Raw genomic sequence first — 16,646 nt, 5'->3', positions numbered from 1 at the left:
GACGGAGAACCTTAGCCGATCGTTTCTCTAAAAATAAAAAAAGAGATATCCTCAACAGGATATCTCTTATGGGCATTACCAGCCTCTTTCGTATTGAACAGGGGCCGGAATCTCTGTATTGAGCTGTTTCGCAGCAGTTCTTGCAAAGAATGGATCCCGCAAAAGCTCTCTGCCGATAAAGATGAGGTCGGCACGTCCGTTTTGCAGAATTTCTTCAGCCATTGAACCGTCTGTAATCATGCCGACGGCACCAGTAGCCATGTCCGCCTGTTCACGGATTTTCTCAGCGAAGCTGACTTGATAGCCAGGGAATACGTTAATGTCTGCGTGAACAAGGGCGCCTGAGCTGCAGTCAATTAAGTCAACACCCTGCTCCTTCATCCATTTTGCAAAACCGATGTGATCGGCAATGTCTAAGCCTTTATCAGTGTAGTCAGAAGCAGATACACGGACAAATAAAGGACCGTCCCATACTTGTTTGACTTCATCAATGATCTCTCTCAAGAAACGATAGCGGTTTTCAGGTGAGCCGCCGTATTCATCTGTGCGATGGTTGGAAAGCGGAGACAAAAATTCATGAATTAAATATCCGTGCGCCGCATGAATTTCAATCACATCAAAGCCGGCTTCTTTTGCGCGGGCAGCCGCTTGCTTGAACTCCTGAACTGTTTCTTTTACTTTTTCTGCTGACATTTCTACAGGTGTTGCTGATTGTTCGTCAAACGCAATCGCCGATGGAGCGAAGATATCTCCTTCAAGCTCAGCTTTACGTCCGGCATGGGCAAGCTGAATGCCGATTTTTGAACCTTGTTCTTTGACCTGCTCAGTCAGTTTTGCAAAGCCTTCAATATGCTCGTCGCTCCAAATGCCTAAGTCTTGGTCAGTGATTCGTCCTTGAGGGTTAACCGCTGACGCCTCTACAATAATCAGTCCGACCTGGCCGATTGCGCGCGATATGTAATGTGCCATGTGGAACGGTGTTAATTTTCCGTCCTTTTCATGAGAAGAATACATGCACATTGGCGACATGACAATGCGGTTTTTTAACGTCATATCTTTAATTGTAATAGGTGTAAATAATTTTCTGGCCATTTCTTTCGCCTCCCGTAAGGTTTTTAGAGATTGATTATATCAAGTCATTTCTTTCCCGTCATATAAACTGCTCAAAAGAACCGCTTTTGTCAAACATTTCTGTATAATAGACGAGAAATCAGTTTATTTTTCAGTATAGAAGCATTTTTATTCATAGGAGGGGCGGAATCAATGAATTGGCAGACGAAGGACGAATTGCTGGCACTTTTAACTTCTCTTGTGCAATACGAAAGCATCACCGGTTCAAAGGGCGAGGCAGCACTTGCAGAGTATCTTTATTTTATTTTGAAGGACAAGCCCTATTTTCAAAAGCACCCTGATGATGTAACACTTCATCCGATGGACGATGGCAGATCTTTTCTTACGGCTCTAGTCAAAAAGAAGAATGTCAAAAAGACAGTGCTTCTGCTGAGTCATTTTGATGTCGTTGACATAGAAGATTACGGCGAATTTAAACATATGGCTTGCAAGCCTGCTGAGCTTTTGAGCTCCTTTTTAGAGAAAAAAGAGCTGCTCCCGGAACGTGTGAGAAGAGATGCCGAAAGCGGAGACTGGCTGTTCGGAAGAGGGACGATGGATATGAAAGCGGGGCTTTGTGTTCAACTGTCGATGCTGGAGAGGGCAATGAACGGACATTTTGAGGGCAATCTGCTGTTGATAACGGTTCCGGACGAGGAAGTGAATTCTAGAGGCATGATTGAAGCGATTCCTGCATTGAAGGAAATGGAGAAAAAGCATGATATCACATTAACCGCTTGCCTGAATGCCGAACCGATGTTTGAAAAATTTCCCGGCGATCAGCAGCAATATTTTTATACAGGAAGCATTGGCAAGGTGCTTGCGGGTTTTTTCTGCAAGGGGATTGAGACACATGTTGGAGAGCCGTTTTCAGGCCTAAACGCAAATTTAATGGTATCTGAGATTAACCGTTTGCTTGAACTGAATGCTGATTATTGCGAAAAGGTTGATGGCGAGGTCACTCCGCCGCCGGTAAACTTAATGCAAAAGGACTTGAAAGAGGCATATTCAGTCCAGACACCGCATACAGCTGTCACATTATTTAATGTGCTGTCAATGAAACGCTCAGCTAGTGAGCTGCATCAGATGCTGCTTAAAACAGCAGAACAGGCGGCGGAGAAAATCATGTCGAACGTTCGGAAGAAAACACAGGATTTTCAACAATTTGCGCCATTTCAGCCGATTGAGCGGGACGTCACTGTTTTGACATTTGATGAGTTGGTCTCGCGTGCAAAAAAGCGTGCGGGGATCTCGGAAACAGAGCGGGCTCTAAATTATGCCTTTGCTAACAGGGGGGAGCTTGGAGACAGGGATTTTTCGACGAAAATTGTTTCTGAGCTTGCTTCGCTTTGTAAGGAGGATGCGCCGCTCATCGTTCTGTTTTATAGTCCGCCGCTTTATCCAGCTGTTTCTTCAAAGGATGATCAATTGATCAGAAATACAGCAGATCAGTTAAAGCATTATGCGGCTGAGCGATACGGCATTGCATTACGGGAGGTTCAGTACTTCCCCGGACTTTCGGACTTGAGTTATCTTCAGCTGGAAAAGCAGGAGGTTGATGCATACACAAGCAATATGCCGCTCTTTAACAGAGGATATTCATTGCCAAGCGGTAAAAATCAGGCTTTATATGTCCCGGTTTTAAATGTCGGTCCGGCTGGTAAAGACCCGCATAAATGGACGGAAAGATTGTATATGCCTTATTCCTTTGAAGTGCTTCCCGATTTGCTTTCATTTACGATCTCCGCGCTATTAAAGCAATCAGAATCTGCCGGCCAGCTGTTGCGGGAAAAATAAAAAACAGAAGGCACTGTGCCTTCTGTTTCTGTCTTACATCTAAGAATGTCTCTCTAAGGCGGCACCGGCAAACTGTTCTTTGATTTCTGCGCTCCGTTTAGCTGTTTCTTCAATACAGTGAATAATTGCTTCTTCAAAGCGGGAGTCCTGTAAAGCGCGAAGACCTGCCTCTGTAGTGCCCCCAGGACTGGTGATTTCTTTACGCAGCTTTTCCGGCTGTTTGCCGCTTTGAAGGAGCATATCTGTTGCCCCTGCCATTGTCTGCAAAATGAGTGCTTTTGCCGTTTCTTTATCTAATCCTACTTTTTGTGCCGCTTTTTCCATCGCCTCAATATAACGATACACGTAGGCCGGGCCGCTGCCTGCGATTGCAGTGACAGCGTCAAGATGCCGCTCCTCAACCAGTGTTGCATCACCGATTGTTTCCAATAGAGCTTTTGCGGCAATAATATCATTCTTGCTTGCTTCCGTGCTTACGGAAAATCCGGTTGCTGATTTTCTGATTGCCGCTGATGTATTAGGCATGACGCGAATGACCGCGAGCTTTCTGCCAAAATAATGCTGAATGGTTTCAATGGTAAGGCCTGCAAGTACTGAAATTACAAGCTGGTCCTTGATATACGGCCGGATGCTGTCGATGCTTTCCGCCGCGTCTTTCGGTTTGAAAGCGAGGATAATGATATCGGTGTGAGTGAAAAACTCATTTTTATCTCTGCATGGACGCACGCCGTACGTTTCCTTTAATTCAATCAGGCGCTCGTCATTTGAGCGATTTGTAATATAGATATGTTCTGGTTTTGTGATGCCGCTTTGCAAAATGCCGTTGATCATTGCTTCTGCCATTGACCCGGCGCCGACAAATCCTATCTTTTTCATTGATATCCTCCTTCTATCAGAACAACAAAAAACCTTTTCATCACGTAAAGGACGAAAAGGTTCGCGGTACCACCCTCATTAGCACAAATTGTGCTCAGCTCAAATCCCGTAACGCGGGAAACGTTTAGGTTTTCCTAACCGCGACTTGAGGGCAGGTTCTACAAACAAGCGGGCCGCAACACCTTTCAGCCGGGGGTATCGCTCTCTTAGGCCATTGCCTTGTATACTATTCCTCGTCATAGCGTTCCAATGGTTCTCGTTTTAGTTTGTTGTTCATTATGCAATGGCGGATAAGCTAATGTCAATAGCTTTTTCAAAAAGGTTTGTTCTCATTCTGCAATAATGACACAAGACCGAGAAAAAGCTAAAATATGAATAATGAATGAAGACAAGGAGCGAAAGGATGACAACTGAAGATGTAATTGCGATCCGCGTCCCGACGCCGTTTGCTGTTGGCGATGTTATCGTTTACCTCGTAAAAGGTGATGCACTGACACTTATCGATGCCGGACCGAATACAAAAGAGGCTGCCAGAGCCTTACAAGAGCAGCTTGCCGCTGTAAATGTGAAAATGTCAGATATCGAGCAGATTGTACTGACTCACCATCATGCTGATCATGCAGGCTTGCTTGATGTCTTTTCAGATGAAATCGAAGTGATTGGGCATGCATTCAACGAACCTTATATCAGCCGAAATCAAGCCTTTATGGATTGGCAAAAACGTTTTTTTCAAAAGCTGCTGCCTGAATTAGGCGTTCCATTTGATACGGGGAAGGCGGAAAAGCTGATTCGATCAGCGTACGCATTTTCCTGTACGAGATCTCTGACAAAATCAATCAGAGAAGGTATGGGCATAGATGGGCTTGAGGGCTGGTCTGTGTTGGAGATGCCTGGACATGCTGAATCGCATATCGTTCTGTTCCATGAAAAAAGCGGAAGGATGCTTGGCGGCGATCTACTGCTGGCCAACAGCTCGTCTAATCCGATTTTGGAAGCGCCGAAAACGGGAGACGTCAGGTCAAAGCCTTTAGTGGATTATCAGCGGTCATTGCGAAGGCTGTCTCAACTTGATCCAACAATCGTATTTCCTGGTCACGGCGAGCCTATCACCAGTGTACAAGCGCTGATTGAGAAGCGTTTTGACAAGCAGAGGAACAGGACGGAGGATGTGCGTCGCATGCTGGATGAAAAGCCGATGACCGCTTTTCAGGTCTGTCAGCAGCTTTTTCCTGCTGTATATGAAAAGGAATTGTTTTTAACGATGTCAGAAACGGCAGGTCACCTTGATGTGTTGGAGGCTGAAGAAGCCATCACGTCATATTGGGAAGGAAATACCGCATACTTTAAAACAATGAAGAGGTGAAATGGGTGAAACATATAGCGGGAAAAAGGATTTGGATAACCGGCGCTTCAGGAGGGCTTGGTGAAAGAATCGCATATTTATGCGCGGCTGAAGGAGCCCATGTCCTGCTGTCGGCTAGACGCGAGGATCGTTTGATAGAAATCAAAAGGAAAATAACCGAGGAATGGAGCGGACAATGTGAGATTTTTCCTCTGGATATCGGCCGCCTAGAGGATATCGCCCGGGTCCGCGATCAGATCGGCTCGGTTGATGTACTGATTAACAATGCGGGCTTCGGTATATTTGAAACGGTTTTAGACTCTACATTGGATGACATGAAAGCGATGTTTGATGTGAATGTCTTCGGCCTGATCGCCTGTACAAAAGCGGTGCTTCCGCAAATGCTTGAGCAAAAAAAGGGCCATATCATCAATATCGCCTCTCAAGCGGGGAAAATCGCAACACCGAAGTCTAGCCTGTATTCCGCGACCAAACATGCCGTGTTAGGTTACTCAAACGCTTTGCGGATGGAGCTTTCGGGAACCGGCATTTATGTGACGACAGTCAACCCGGGACCGATTCAGACGGACTTTTTTTCCATTGCTGATAAAGGCGGGGACTACGCCAAAAATGTCGGCCGCTGGATGCTTGATCCTGATGACGTGGCAGCTCAAATTACAGCTGCAATTTTTACGAAAAAGCGGGAGATCAATCTTCCGCGTTTAATGAATGCCGGCACTAAGCTGTATCAGCTGTTTCCAGCTCTTGTAGAAAAGCTGGCAGGACGCGCGCTCATGAAAAAATAATGATGGAACTGCCTGTGGTGGAGTGGCTTGTTTCTCACGAGGCAGTTTTTGATAGTGGAAGGGAGAGATTGTTGAATGTCAGTTCATTCAGAAGTCCTTCATGCTCTGCTTAAAGATCCGTTTATTCAGAAACTGATTGATGCAGAGCCTGTATTCTGGGCAAATTCAGGCAAGAAAGAGGGGCCATTACCCCGTGCAGATGAGTGGGCAACCGAGATAGCGGAAGCGGAAAAAAGAATGCGGCGGTTTGCACCTTACATTGCCGAGGTGTTTCCTGAGACGAAAGGCGCTAAAGGAATCATCGAGTCTCCGCTTTTTGAGGTGCAGCATATGAAGGAAAAGCTGGAAGCGGCATATCAGCAGCCATTTCCGGGAAGATGGCTTTTAAAGTGCGACCATGAGCTTCCGATTTCAGGATCGATTAAAGCGAGGGGCGGGATTTATGAAGTGTTAAAGCATGCTGAAAATCTAGCGCTTCAAGAAGGAATGCTTCAGGAAACCGATGATTACCGTATCTTACAGGAAGAGCGATTTACCGGGTTTTTCTCCCGCTATTCGATTGCTGTCGGTTCGACAGGAAATCTAGGTTTAAGCATCGGCATCATCGGCGCGGCACTCGGGTTTCGCGTGACAGTGCATATGTCCGCCGATGCTAAGCAGTGGAAAAAGGATCTCCTCCGCCAAAAGGGAGTCACTGTTATGGAGTACGAAACAGATTACAGCGAAGCGGTGAACGAAGGGAGACGGCAGGCGGAACAAGATCCATTCTGTTATTTTATTGATGATGAACATTCTCGTCAGCTGTTCTTAGGATATGCTGTTGCTGCAAGCCGATTAAAAACACAGCTTGACTGTATGAATATAAAGCCAAGTCTTGAGACGCCTTTGTTTGTGTATCTGCCGTGCGGCGTCGGCGGAGGACCGGGCGGTGTAGCATTTGGGCTGAAGCTTTTATACGGAGATGATGTTCATGTGTTTTTCGCAGAACCAACTCATTCACCTTGTATGCTGTTAGGGCTTTATTCAGGACTTCACGAGAAGATCTCCGTCCAGGATATCGGCCTGGATAATCAGACGGCTGCTGACGGACTTGCCGTAGGGAGGCCGTCAGGATTTGTCGGCAAGCTGATTGAACCGCTTCTGAGCGGCTGTTATACGGTAGAGGACAATACGCTTTATACTTTGCTTCATATGCTGGCTGTATCTGAAAATAAATATTTAGAGCCCTCTGCTCTTGCCGGCATGTTCGGGCCGGTTCAGCTTTTTTCGACAGAAGAGGGAAGGCGCTATGGTCAGAAATATAAGATGGAACATGCCGTACATGTCGTCTGGGGAACGGGAGGAAGCATGGTTCCAAAAGATGAAATGGCTGCGTATAACCGAATTGGTGCTGATTTGCTAAAAAAACGAAATGAAAAATAAGCAGACAGTGAAAAGGTTTTCCGTTACAATCTTTGTAAGGGTTTTAACCTACAGAGAGTCAGGTGTAAACAGTGAAAAATAAAGAACTTAACTTACATACTTTATATACACAGCACAATCGGGAGTCTTGGTCTGGTTTTGGGGGGCATTTGTCGATTGCTGTATCTGAAGAAGAGGCAAAAGCTGTGGAAGGATTGAATGATTATCTATCTGTTGAAGAAGTGGAAACGATCTATATTCCGCTTGTTCGCTTGCTTCATTTGCATGTCAAGTCTGCGGCTGAACGCAATAAGCATGTCAATGTTTTTCTGAAGCACCCACATTCAGCTAAAATTCCGTTTATTATCGGCATTGCCGGCAGTGTCGCAGTCGGAAAAAGCACGACGGCGCGGATCTTGCAGAAGCTGCTTTCGCGTTTGCCTGACCGTCCAAAAGTGAGCCTTATCACGACAGATGGTTTTTTATTTCCTACTGCCGAGCTGAAAAAGAAAAATATGATGTCTAGAAAAGGGTTTCCTGAAAGCTATGATGTAAAGGCGCTGCTCGAATTTTTGAATGACTTAAAATCAGGAAAGGACAGCGTAAAGGCCCCGGTGTATTCCCATCTAACCTATGACCGCGAGGAAGGTGTGTTCGAGGTTGTAGAACAGGCGGATATTGTGATTATTGAAGGTATTAATGTCCTTCAGTCGCCCACCTTGGAGGATGACCGGGAAAACCCGCGTATTTTTGTTTCCGATTTCTTTGATTTTTCGATTTATGTGGATGCGGAGGAAAGCCGGATTTTCACTTGGTATTTAGAGCGTTTTCGCCTGCTTCGGGAAACTGCTTTTCAAAATCCTGATTCATATTTTCATAAATTTAAAGACTTGTCCGATCAGGAGGCTGACGAGATGGCAGCCTCGATTTGGGAGAGTGTCAACCGGCCGAATTTATATGAAAATATTTTGCCGACTAAATTCAGGTCAGATCTCATTTTGCGTAAGGGAGACGGGCATAAGGTCGAGGAAGTGCTGGTAAGGAGGGTATGAAATTGTGCATCATATCGAACTGTATGTCTCTGATTTGGAGGCGTCTAGGCGGTTTTGGGGCTGGTTCTTAAAAGAACTTGGCTATAAAGAGTATCAAAAATGGAGCTCAGGCATCAGCTGGAAGAAAGATCGTTTTTACCTAGTGATTGTGCAGGCGAAAGAGCCATTTCTAGAGCCGAAATACCATAGATGCCGAGTCGGTCTGAACCATCTCGCATTTCATGCTGAATCCAAGCTTCAAGTCGATCAGATGACTGAAAAATTGACGGCAAAAGGTTATCGTGTGTTGTACCGAGACAGGCATCCTTTTGCCGGAGGAGACGGGCATTATGCAGTCTTTTGTGAGGATCCAGACCGGATTAAGGTAGAGCTCGTTGCCCCAAGCTGTTAATCGTGATCTTCGGACAGGCTGTTCAGCTTTTTCTCAATGCGATCCAGCTGCGCCTTTCGGTTTTTCGCATACTTGAAGCCTGTAACAGCCGCAAAGACGACAGCAGCAAATATAATAAATACAAACAGCTGAAACATTACATCACCTATATTCATGTTCTTCACCTCGTGTTTGCGGGAGAGATTCATTCTCTTCCGTTTTTTATGTAAAGCGGCTTTTCCAGACGGGAACGGTGTTTTGTGGTCTCTGTTTTCATTTGCCGATAGGCGAACGCTAAAAATGGCAGGCCGAGCAGGGTAATGCCGCTCAGGACAGAAAAAATATAAATCGGCCGGCCAGCGCCAAACAGGTCTATACATATCCCCCCGACCCAAGGGCCGATGACGTTTCCGAGCTGTGAAAAACCGATTGCCCCGAAATAAGTGCCTTTTAATCCTGGTTTTGCAATCTGGTCTACATACAAATCCATCATAGAGAACAAAAGAACTTCGCCGATTGTAAATGTGATGACAATCATCACAATAGATGGAACACCGTGCGATACGGTGAAAATGGCCATGCTGATACTAACCATCACATTACCGAGCATCAGAGAACAAAGCGGCGAAAACCGTTTTGCAAAATGGACAATGGGAAATTGCGTCGCCAACACAACGATTGCGTTTAATGTCAGCATCAGCCCATACAGCTTCGTTCCATTGCCGATCAAGGGGCTCTGCGCCATATACTGAGGGAATGTGGAACTCAATTGTGAGTAGCCGAAGGTGCATAGCGTAATGCCGACCAAAGCAATGGTAAAAAGATAATCCTTTTGCGTGATCATAAACGCTTCCCGCACGCTCATATTTCGGGACTGGGCTGGTGCTGATAAGGATGGATGTTTTTTAAATTGGAGGGCAAGCACAATTCCGTATAGTCCGTAAATGACTGCAGGCACCAAAAAGGGCGTAGTCGATTGCGATGAGCCGAAATATAGGCCAAGCACAGGTCCGAAGACAACGCCGATATTAATAGCTGCATAGCGTAAATTAAAAACTAGCAGTCTCGTTTTTTCTTCTGTCATATCAGACAGCAAGGCCTTTGAAGCGGGCTCAAACAGTGATTTGCAAAGACCGTTTAATGCGTTAACTACAAAAAACACCCAGAGATGAGATGCCGCCGCAAAGCCTGCAAATACCAGCATCCATCCAAAAATCGATACAAGCATCATGTTTTTTCTGCCGAATTTATCTGAGATATATCCGCCGTAAAAGCTTGCGAGGATGCCGACTGATGAGCTCGCGGCAATGACCAGCCCTGCATAGGAAGCTGATGCGCCTTGGACGGCTGTCAAATAAATCGCTAAAAAAGGAATGCTCATCGATGTTGCCATTCTGCCGAAAATGGTTCCGATTATAATTGTCCAGCTGATCGGGTGGATATCTTTCCATTTCTTCATGAATTATATTCTCTCCTGTCTATCATATATGAAAAAATTTCCTTCTCCAATAGATCATTCAAAATATTTCGTTTTTGACATGTAGTATGCCTGATTGTATTGATGGCAATATACTATGCGTTGAGGATGCGTGTGGCTGACGGAGTTTACATCTTGAAATTGAAGAAGGAAAATGACGGGATGTCCGATGAAAAGCAAAGCGATTGGTCAGTGAGAGTGTGTTAGTTTAAGCCGCCAGGACGTAGATCATATCGGCAGTGAAACCGGCTATGAGATCAAGATGTAAGCTGAAAACCGATGGACCGCATGACAGAACAAGAGAGCACATCTCTTAGAAAAAGTGTATACGCGTGATCATGGACAGCTTATTCCGTTTTACGCGAACATTGAGGGAAATTTTATGCCAGGCCATATGAATCTATGGAGCGTGAGAAAATCCTGCTTTTTTCTGTAAGCCTGAAACTGTTTATTTGTTTCGGGCGGTGTTTTCAAAGGGAAGCCGCATCAGCGGCTGAACGAACTGACAGTCATGCGTTTAAGAGAACAGGCCTTGGTTTGTGACATAGTCATAAATGATATCTTCTATATGCGCATGCAAATCCTCATCCGGTTCTTCATTCCGTCTCTCTTGTAGAGCCGCTTTCAGGCTTTGTTTTTCATACGGGCTTAACGGATCTATAGCAACGTTTCTGCCGTATTGACGCAATGCCTGTCCCATCATTTTTTCGACAAATTTCTCCATCATGACTCTCCTATCCTTATGCTTCGCTTTTATTCTACTAAATGTTTTTCTTCTCTCAAACCCTTGGATCATATTTTCTGTCAGACAAGAATCATTTACCAGTATAAAACGAACATACTTTCGCATATAATGAAAAACGAACATAAGTTCTTTTTAGAGGTGTGTATGATGAAAGAAAAAGTGATTTTTCTCGTTGACATGCAATCGTTTTATGCATCTGTAGAGAAAGCGGAAAATCCACATTTGAAAAATAGGCCCGTCATTGTTTCGGGTGACCCTGAAAAAAGGGGCGGAGTCGTATTGGCTGCCTGCCCGCTGGCGAAACAAAAGGGTGTGGTAAATGCTTCACGGCTGTGGGAGGCGCAGGAAAAGTGTCCTGAGGCTGTTGTGCTCCGGCCGCGTATGCAACGGTATATTGATGTATCACTGCAAATTACGGCCATTCTCGAGGAGTATACAGACCTTGTGGAGCCGTATTCTATCGATGAACAGTTCATGGACATTACAGGCAGCCAGAAGCTGTTTGGGACGCCGATGGAGATCGCGAAAAGCATTCAGGGCAGAATCATGCGGGAGATCGGCGTTTATGCACGGGTCGGAATCGGCCCTAACAAAGCGCTGGCCAAAATTGCGTGTGACAATTTTGCCAAAAAGAATAAAAACGGTATTTTTACCTTAACGAAAGAAAATATGAAAACCGAAATGTGGCCGCTCCCGGTGGGCAGCATGTTTGGTGTCGGGAGCCGCATGAAGCATCATTTAAATCGAATGGGCATCAGCACGATCGGCGGGCTCGCGGCTTTTCCGCTCGATCTTTTAAAAAAGAAATGGGGCATTAACGGCCACGTGCTGTGGATGACGGCAAACGGAATCGACTATTCCCCTGTGTCAACTTCGTCTCTGGACGGGCAAAAGGCGATAGGCCATGGAATGACTCTCCCGAGAGACTACGAACACTTTGACAAAGAAATCAAGGTCGTATTGCTTGAGCTGAGTGAAGAAGTGTGCAGGCGAAGCCGAAACGCCGGGGTCATGGGACAGACAGTGTCAGTGAGCTGCCGGGGTGCTGATTTTGATTGGCCGACGGGCTTCAACCGGCAAGTGAAGCTGGCAGAGCCGACTAATTCTACGCAGGATGTATATGAGGCTGTACGCCGGCTGTTTCTTACATTTTGGGACGGGAAACCCGTCCGCCGTCTCGGTGTCAATCTGTCTCAGCTCTCATCTGATGACATATGGCAGCTCAATTTATTTCAGGATTATGCAAAGAAAATGAGCCTAGGCTATGTGATGGACGGCATTAAAAATCGATTCGGCGACACAGCAATCATCAGGGCGGCGTCACTGACAGCGGCAGGCCAGGCATTTGAACGTGCGGCTAAAATAGGGGGGCATTATAAATGAACGACCATTTAAAAAGGGGCAACCTGCTGTGGGAAGGGAGCAGGATGTTTCTGCCGGAACATAAGCAAAGCCTGCTGGAGAGAAAGCGACTTAAACAGAAGCTGCAAAAGCCGATCCTTGACCCCGATAAGCTGGAAGAGATGAATCAAACGCTTTGCGCCGCGATGGAGTTCGCTCAGGATATCACTGTCAGCTGCTTTCAGGACGGTGAGATTGTCCGCTGCACCGGGAAAATCTGCCGGTATGAAGAGTTTGAAAAAGCAGTATGGATAAAAGGAGACGAGGATCAGCTTTATAAGCTGAAACTTGATCAAGTGCTTGATATTGTGTTGTAAAGTTTCTCCTCCTGCTTGGGGGAGAAATAGGTTTAAAATGATCAAACATTGTTCCCTCGGCAGTCTGGAAACGTATGATAAAGGAAAGAAGGCATTTACAATTCCAGCCAGGCAAAATATAATTTTTATATTGTGAGAAAAAGAGCTGACATTCGTTTTGCCAGACGGAGGGAGATCAAACCGTAATGGATATTCGAACAATCACGTCTTCAGATTATGAAATGGTAACGTCTGTACTGAATGAATGGTGGGGCGGCAGACAGCTGAAAGAAAAATTGCCTAGACTATTTTTTGAGCATTTTCAGGACACAAGCTTTATTACATCCGAACATAACAGCATGACGGGATTTTTAATCGGATTTCAATCGCAATCGGATCCTGAAACGGCGTACATTCATTTTTCCGGTGTGCATCCAGATTTCAGAAAAATGCAAATTGGGAAACAATTGTATGATGTATTTATCGAAACAGTAAAACAAAGAGGCTGCACCCGGGTAAAGTGCGTCACTTCACCTGTGAATAAGGTATCAATCGCATATCACACAAAATTGGGGTTTGATATTGAAAAGGGCACCAAGACGGTAAATGGCATCTCAGTGTTTGCAAACTATGATGGCCCGGGCCAAGACAGGGTACTGTTTGTCAAAAACATATGAGGGGGAAATATGATGGATTTTTTATCAAAAACACCTGAGCCTCCTTACTATGCAGTCATTTTTTCTTCTGTTAAAAGCGAAAATGACACAGGATATGGAGAAACAGCGGAGCGGATGGTATCGCTTGCGGCGGATCAGCCTGGATTTTTAGGCGTGGAAAGCGTACGTGAAGCGGATGGAAGGGGCATCACAGTTTCCTATTGGGACAGTATGGACGCAATTAACCATTGGAGGCATCACATTGAACATCAAGCGGCAAAAGAAAAAGGAAAAAGCGTTTGGTACAAGTCGTATGCAGTCCGCGTCACAAAAGTCGACAGACAGCGGCTGTTTCAGGAGGAACACGAATGATTGAATTTCTCCAGCATAAGGAAGACGCTATAGCGCATGAGATTTTAGCCGTACAGATCCCCGCCTACATAAAGGAAACAGAGATTATCGGTTTTGACGGTATTCCCGCTTTACAAGAGAAGGTGGAGGATGTTCAAGCATCTCATGAACGGTTTGCGGGATATCGGGAAAACGGCAAGCTGATCGGTGTCATTTCATATGAGAAAAACATGCATCATCTCACCATTTGCAGGCTTGTTGTGCATCCTGACGGTTTCAGAAAAGGAATTGGACGATCACTTCTGCAATTTGTCATTGATCATAATGAAGACGCTGAGAAAATCGAAGTAGTCACAGCCGAGAACAATATCCCGGCCGTGTCACTCTATACACAGGCCGGATTCCAAAAGGCAGAAACCGTCAAAGCAGCGCAGGGTCTATTGCTGTCGGTCTTTCATTTGTATCCGAAAAGAAAAGTTGAGGTCATTCTCTACAACGAAAAATGGGCAGAATGTTTCGATGAAGAAAAAGAACGGCTGAAGCTGGTGTTCGGGCCAGAGATTATCGCTGTTCATCACATCGGAAGCACATCAATACCGAACATGGCAGCGAAGCCAATCATTGATATGTTAATTGAAGTCAGAAGCATTGAAGCCGTGAGCCAATTTGATGAACAAATGAAGGCTAACGGCTATATACCAAAAGGTGAGAACGGCATAGCGGGCAGGCGTTATTTCCAAAAGGGCGGAAATAAACGCACTCATCATGTCCATATGTACGAACAGGGAAACCCTGCTATCGAAAGGCATCTGTTATTCAGAGATTATCTCAGAGCTCATCCAAACATAGCGAAGGAATACGCCGTTCTCAAAAAACGGCTGGCGGCCCAGCATCCTGACAGCATCAATCAGTACATACAAGGGAAAGATGAGTGGATCAAGACTGCAGAAGAAAATGCGAAGCGGTGGAAAAAAGGCAGAAACAATGCGAATGGCAGTGTTGTATGCTACAATAGCGAAAATGATGAAAACGGGGGTTTCACCTTATGAACATACATGTGACAGATGCAGCAAAACAGGCACTGCAGCAGGCGTTTGATGCCAACCCGGGGAAAAAAGCCCAGCTTCGTTACGATGCAGAAGGATGCGGCTGCGCGGTAAGCGGTGTCCCGACAATCTGGCTGGCAGAAGAATTAACGGGACAGTGCGAGCAGCTGGAAACGAACGGCATTCCGCTGTATATCCAATCGTCGCAAAAAGTGTTTTTTGACGATCAAATGACGATCGATTACAATGAAAAAGCCAAAACATTGGCGCTGAAAAGCCCGGCTGAAATGCTCAGCCCCAGAATGAGCATATTAGTAAAGTAGGAGACGCGAAACGTGGAACAAAAGCTGAAGGCAATGAAGAACACAGCACAAAATAAAACGTGGGTATCCTTCCTGAATCAAAACCATCCCTATACCTTGCTTCACTGGTCAATTGGAGGAGCAGAGTCCATCAAGAAAGATGTCTGGCTATTGCAGGATGAAATGACCTTTGAGACGCAGGAGTTTACAACGATAGATCTTGCGATTGAATGGATCAGAGAAAATATGGATGGCATTACCGACGTTCTGTAACATAAAAAAGCGAAAGAGCCGAAGAGGCCTTTCGCTTTTTTATTCTGTTGAATCATTCATGTTGTCTAAAAACTCCTGTACCGTTTTTCGGTACGTATCCCGATTTTTGGTATATGACATGGCGTGTTCACCGTTCTCGGCAATGTACAGCGCTTTCGGCCCGCGTTTCTTTTCATAAAGCCGCTCGGTTGAAGAAACAGGAATGTAGTCATCATCCTTACTGTGAATAAAGAGGACCGGCTTTTCGATTTTATCAATGACAGCAAGCGGAGATACTTCGCGTGCGCGATAGCCGCCTCTCAGCTTCAAAAAGAAGTCGGCGATAGGAAGCAGGGGCCAAGACGGGAGCCTGTATTCCGCTCTCAGCCGGTAGGCAAGCTGTTCATCAAAACATGCGAACGGACAATCGGCAATATAAAAATCAGCGCCATCGCTACAGTGTGCACCAGCGTAAAGCAGGGCGGTCACAGCTCCCATCGACTCACCGTGAATTCCGATCAATCCGCGATGATTTGTTTTGTTTTTGAGCCAGCTGACAACCTTATTGAGATCATCCTTTTCGTAAAACCCGTAGCTGGTCGTCTTTCCGCCGCTTTGGCCATGCCGGCGGTGGTCATAAATGAGCACATTCCAGCCGAGATCTAAAAATAAATGCATATACTTAAGAGAATTCAGTACATTCATCGTCACCCCGTGGCAGATGATGATGGTATTTGGTGTGTCATGCGGTGCAACATGGTATCCTTTTATGTCGTACCCGTAAGCGGAGGGTATCACAAAAGCGGTTTTCTCCATTTGTTCAAATGATTCAAACACATCATGTCCGTCGTCTGTCTCTCTTTTGATAATGTCTTCATCCGTTTTTCTCTTGATGAATAGAATCATATTCGAAAAAACAATTCCGATTGCGATGACAGCTGTTACGAGAGCGCCAATGGCCAAAAAGATTTTCTTCAACAAGTCACAGCACCTTTCAACTAAATATAGGTAATTCGTGTTTAAAATCATTATACCTAAACACTGCTCCGCTGAGAAAGTGATCAGAAGAGAGTCTGCTTGTTCAGTGTATATGCTCCGTGATAAACTGGCTTCAAAACCAAACATGGGGGAAGTCTGCATGAAAAAACAAAAATCCGCTGATAAGCACCAGCTAAAAGACGGCCTTCAATCCGATATCAAAGCAAAGCTTATGGAGATGAAGAGCCAATTGAAGGAAGAGGATGAAAAGAGGCAGGAAAGAGAAAAAGCAGAACAGATCAGAAAGAAAAAAGAGATCGAAAAAAATAAGAGCTTTGAAGAACTCCTAAATGAAAGCCAAATGGATTGGCATCAATATAAATAAACC

General features: G+C 45.4%; 19 protein-coding genes and 1 pseudogene. 14 read left to right on the top strand and 6 right to left on the bottom strand.

Annotation, left to right across the window (positions count from 1 at the left end):
• Positions 1-75 precede the first annotated feature (75 nt).
• A complete protein-coding gene (gene namA / locus AC0OMU_RS08915) occupies positions 76-1,092 on the bottom strand; it encodes an NADPH dehydrogenase NamA (protein WP_003230377.1) in 1,017 nt (338 codons plus the stop codon).
• A gap of 171 nt (positions 1,093-1,263) precedes the next feature.
• On the opposite strand from namA, the gene AC0OMU_RS08910 reads away from it, so the two are divergent.
• Positions 1,264-2,907 carry a M20/M25/M40 family metallo-hydrolase gene (locus AC0OMU_RS08910; RefSeq protein ID WP_047182845.1) on the top strand — a complete coding sequence of 548 codons (1,644 nt, stop codon included), beginning with the start codon at positions 1,264-1,266 and terminating at the stop codon, positions 2,905-2,907.
• Positions 2,908-2,946: 39 nt separating this feature from the next.
• Here the strand turns inward: AC0OMU_RS08910 and proC are convergent, their stop codons facing one another.
• Entirely contained in the window at positions 2,947-3,783 is an 837-nt protein-coding gene (gene proC / locus AC0OMU_RS08905) for a pyrroline-5-carboxylate reductase (protein ID WP_014477264.1), read from the bottom strand.
• Positions 3,784-4,186: 403 nt separating this feature from the next.
• On the opposite strand from proC, the gene AC0OMU_RS08900 reads away from it, so the two are divergent.
• The 5 genes from AC0OMU_RS08900 (at position 4,187) to AC0OMU_RS08880 (ending at position 8,775) form a co-directional block, all read left to right on the top strand.
• A complete protein-coding gene (locus tag AC0OMU_RS08900) occupies positions 4,187-5,146 on the top strand; it encodes an MBL fold metallo-hydrolase (protein ID WP_181219715.1) in 960 nt (319 codons plus the stop codon).
• A 5-nt stretch (positions 5,147-5,151) separates the two neighbouring features.
• Positions 5,152-5,931 carry an SDR family NAD(P)-dependent oxidoreductase gene (locus tag AC0OMU_RS08895; protein ID WP_181219713.1) on the top strand — a complete coding sequence of 260 codons (780 nt, stop codon included), beginning with the start codon at positions 5,152-5,154 and terminating at the stop codon, positions 5,929-5,931.
• 75 nt (positions 5,932-6,006) lie between these two features.
• Positions 6,007-7,353, top strand: a complete 1,347-nt coding sequence (gene dsdA / locus AC0OMU_RS08890; RefSeq protein ID WP_322839691.1) for a D-serine ammonia-lyase — start codon at positions 6,007-6,009, stop codon at positions 7,351-7,353.
• Positions 7,354-7,424: 71 nt separating this feature from the next.
• Positions 7,425-8,384, top strand: a complete 960-nt coding sequence (gene coaA, locus AC0OMU_RS08885; RefSeq protein ID WP_003245966.1) for a type I pantothenate kinase — start codon at positions 7,425-7,427, stop codon at positions 8,382-8,384.
• Positions 8,385-8,388: 4 nt separating this feature from the next.
• Positions 8,389-8,775 (top strand): VOC family protein, encoded by a 387-nt coding sequence (locus AC0OMU_RS08880; RefSeq protein ID WP_085186446.1) that lies wholly within the window; start codon positions 8,389-8,391, stop codon positions 8,773-8,775.
• On the opposite strand, the gene AC0OMU_RS08875 is transcribed toward AC0OMU_RS08880, so the two are convergent.
• From AC0OMU_RS08875 to AC0OMU_RS08865, 3 genes are all read right to left on the bottom strand, one after another.
• On the bottom strand, positions 8,772-8,930 hold the full coding sequence (locus AC0OMU_RS08875; protein ID WP_004398585.1) for a hypothetical protein: 159 nt from the start codon (positions 8,928-8,930) through the stop codon (positions 8,772-8,774). The two genes, AC0OMU_RS08880 and AC0OMU_RS08875, sit on opposite strands and share 4 nt — an antisense overlap.
• Positions 8,931-8,959: 29 nt before the next feature.
• On the bottom strand, positions 8,960-10,213 hold the full coding sequence (locus tag AC0OMU_RS08870; RefSeq protein WP_181219709.1) for an MDR family MFS transporter: 1,254 nt from the start codon (positions 10,211-10,213) through the stop codon (positions 8,960-8,962).
• Positions 10,214-10,748: 535 nt separating this feature from the next.
• Entirely contained in the window at positions 10,749-10,955 is a 207-nt protein-coding gene (locus AC0OMU_RS08865) for a YqzH family protein (protein ID WP_015251766.1), read from the bottom strand.
• Positions 10,956-11,120: 165 nt separating this feature from the next.
• Between AC0OMU_RS08865 and AC0OMU_RS08860 the strand changes: the two genes are divergently transcribed.
• The 7 genes and pseudogenes from AC0OMU_RS08860 (at position 11,121) to AC0OMU_RS08830 (ending at position 15,301) form a co-directional block, all read left to right on the top strand.
• A complete protein-coding gene (locus AC0OMU_RS08860) occupies positions 11,121-12,359 on the top strand; it encodes a DNA polymerase IV (RefSeq protein ID WP_010886562.1) in 1,239 nt (412 codons plus the stop codon).
• Positions 12,356-12,694 (top strand): YolD-like family protein, encoded by a 339-nt coding sequence (locus AC0OMU_RS08855; protein WP_014477255.1) that lies wholly within the window; start codon positions 12,356-12,358, stop codon positions 12,692-12,694. Before AC0OMU_RS08860 ends, AC0OMU_RS08855 begins: the two co-directional genes overlap by 4 nt.
• 185 nt (positions 12,695-12,879) lie before the next feature.
• The gene (locus AC0OMU_RS08850; RefSeq protein WP_004398668.1) at positions 12,880-13,350 is read left to right on the top strand and encodes a GNAT family N-acetyltransferase; all 471 of its coding nucleotides are present in this window, start codon (positions 12,880-12,882) and stop codon (positions 13,348-13,350) included.
• A 9-nt stretch (positions 13,351-13,359) separates the two neighbouring features.
• Positions 13,360-13,705 (top strand): annotated as a pseudogene (locus AC0OMU_RS08845) (antibiotic biosynthesis monooxygenase family protein).
• Positions 13,698-14,729 (top strand): GNAT family N-acetyltransferase, encoded by a 1,032-nt coding sequence (locus tag AC0OMU_RS08840; protein ID WP_322839690.1) that lies wholly within the window; start codon positions 13,698-13,700, stop codon positions 14,727-14,729. Before AC0OMU_RS08845 ends, AC0OMU_RS08840 begins: the two are co-directional and overlap by 8 nt.
• Entirely contained in the window at positions 14,726-15,049 is a 324-nt protein-coding gene (locus AC0OMU_RS08835; RefSeq protein ID WP_003226552.1) for an iron-sulfur cluster biosynthesis family protein, read from the top strand. The genes AC0OMU_RS08840 and AC0OMU_RS08835 overlap by 4 nt, the downstream gene beginning before the upstream one ends.
• Before the next feature lie 12 nt (positions 15,050-15,061).
• Positions 15,062-15,301 (top strand): YqkC family protein, encoded by a 240-nt coding sequence (locus tag AC0OMU_RS08830; RefSeq protein ID WP_003230411.1) that lies wholly within the window; start codon positions 15,062-15,064, stop codon positions 15,299-15,301.
• Between the two features lie 39 nt (positions 15,302-15,340).
• Here the strand turns inward: AC0OMU_RS08830 and AC0OMU_RS08825 are convergent, their stop codons facing one another.
• A complete protein-coding gene (locus AC0OMU_RS08825) occupies positions 15,341-16,258 on the bottom strand; it encodes an alpha/beta hydrolase (RefSeq protein WP_181219706.1) in 918 nt (305 codons plus the stop codon).
• A 160-nt stretch (positions 16,259-16,418) separates the two neighbouring features.
• Between AC0OMU_RS08825 and AC0OMU_RS08820 the strand changes: the two genes are divergently transcribed.
• Positions 16,419-16,643 (top strand): YqkE family protein, encoded by a 225-nt coding sequence (locus AC0OMU_RS08820; RefSeq protein WP_003230416.1) that lies wholly within the window; start codon positions 16,419-16,421, stop codon positions 16,641-16,643.
• Positions 16,644-16,646 lie beyond the last annotated feature (3 nt).

This window comes from Bacillus sp. FAU18, assembly GCF_056033885.1.
This window is presented reverse-complemented; position numbering and strand designations above follow the sequence as displayed.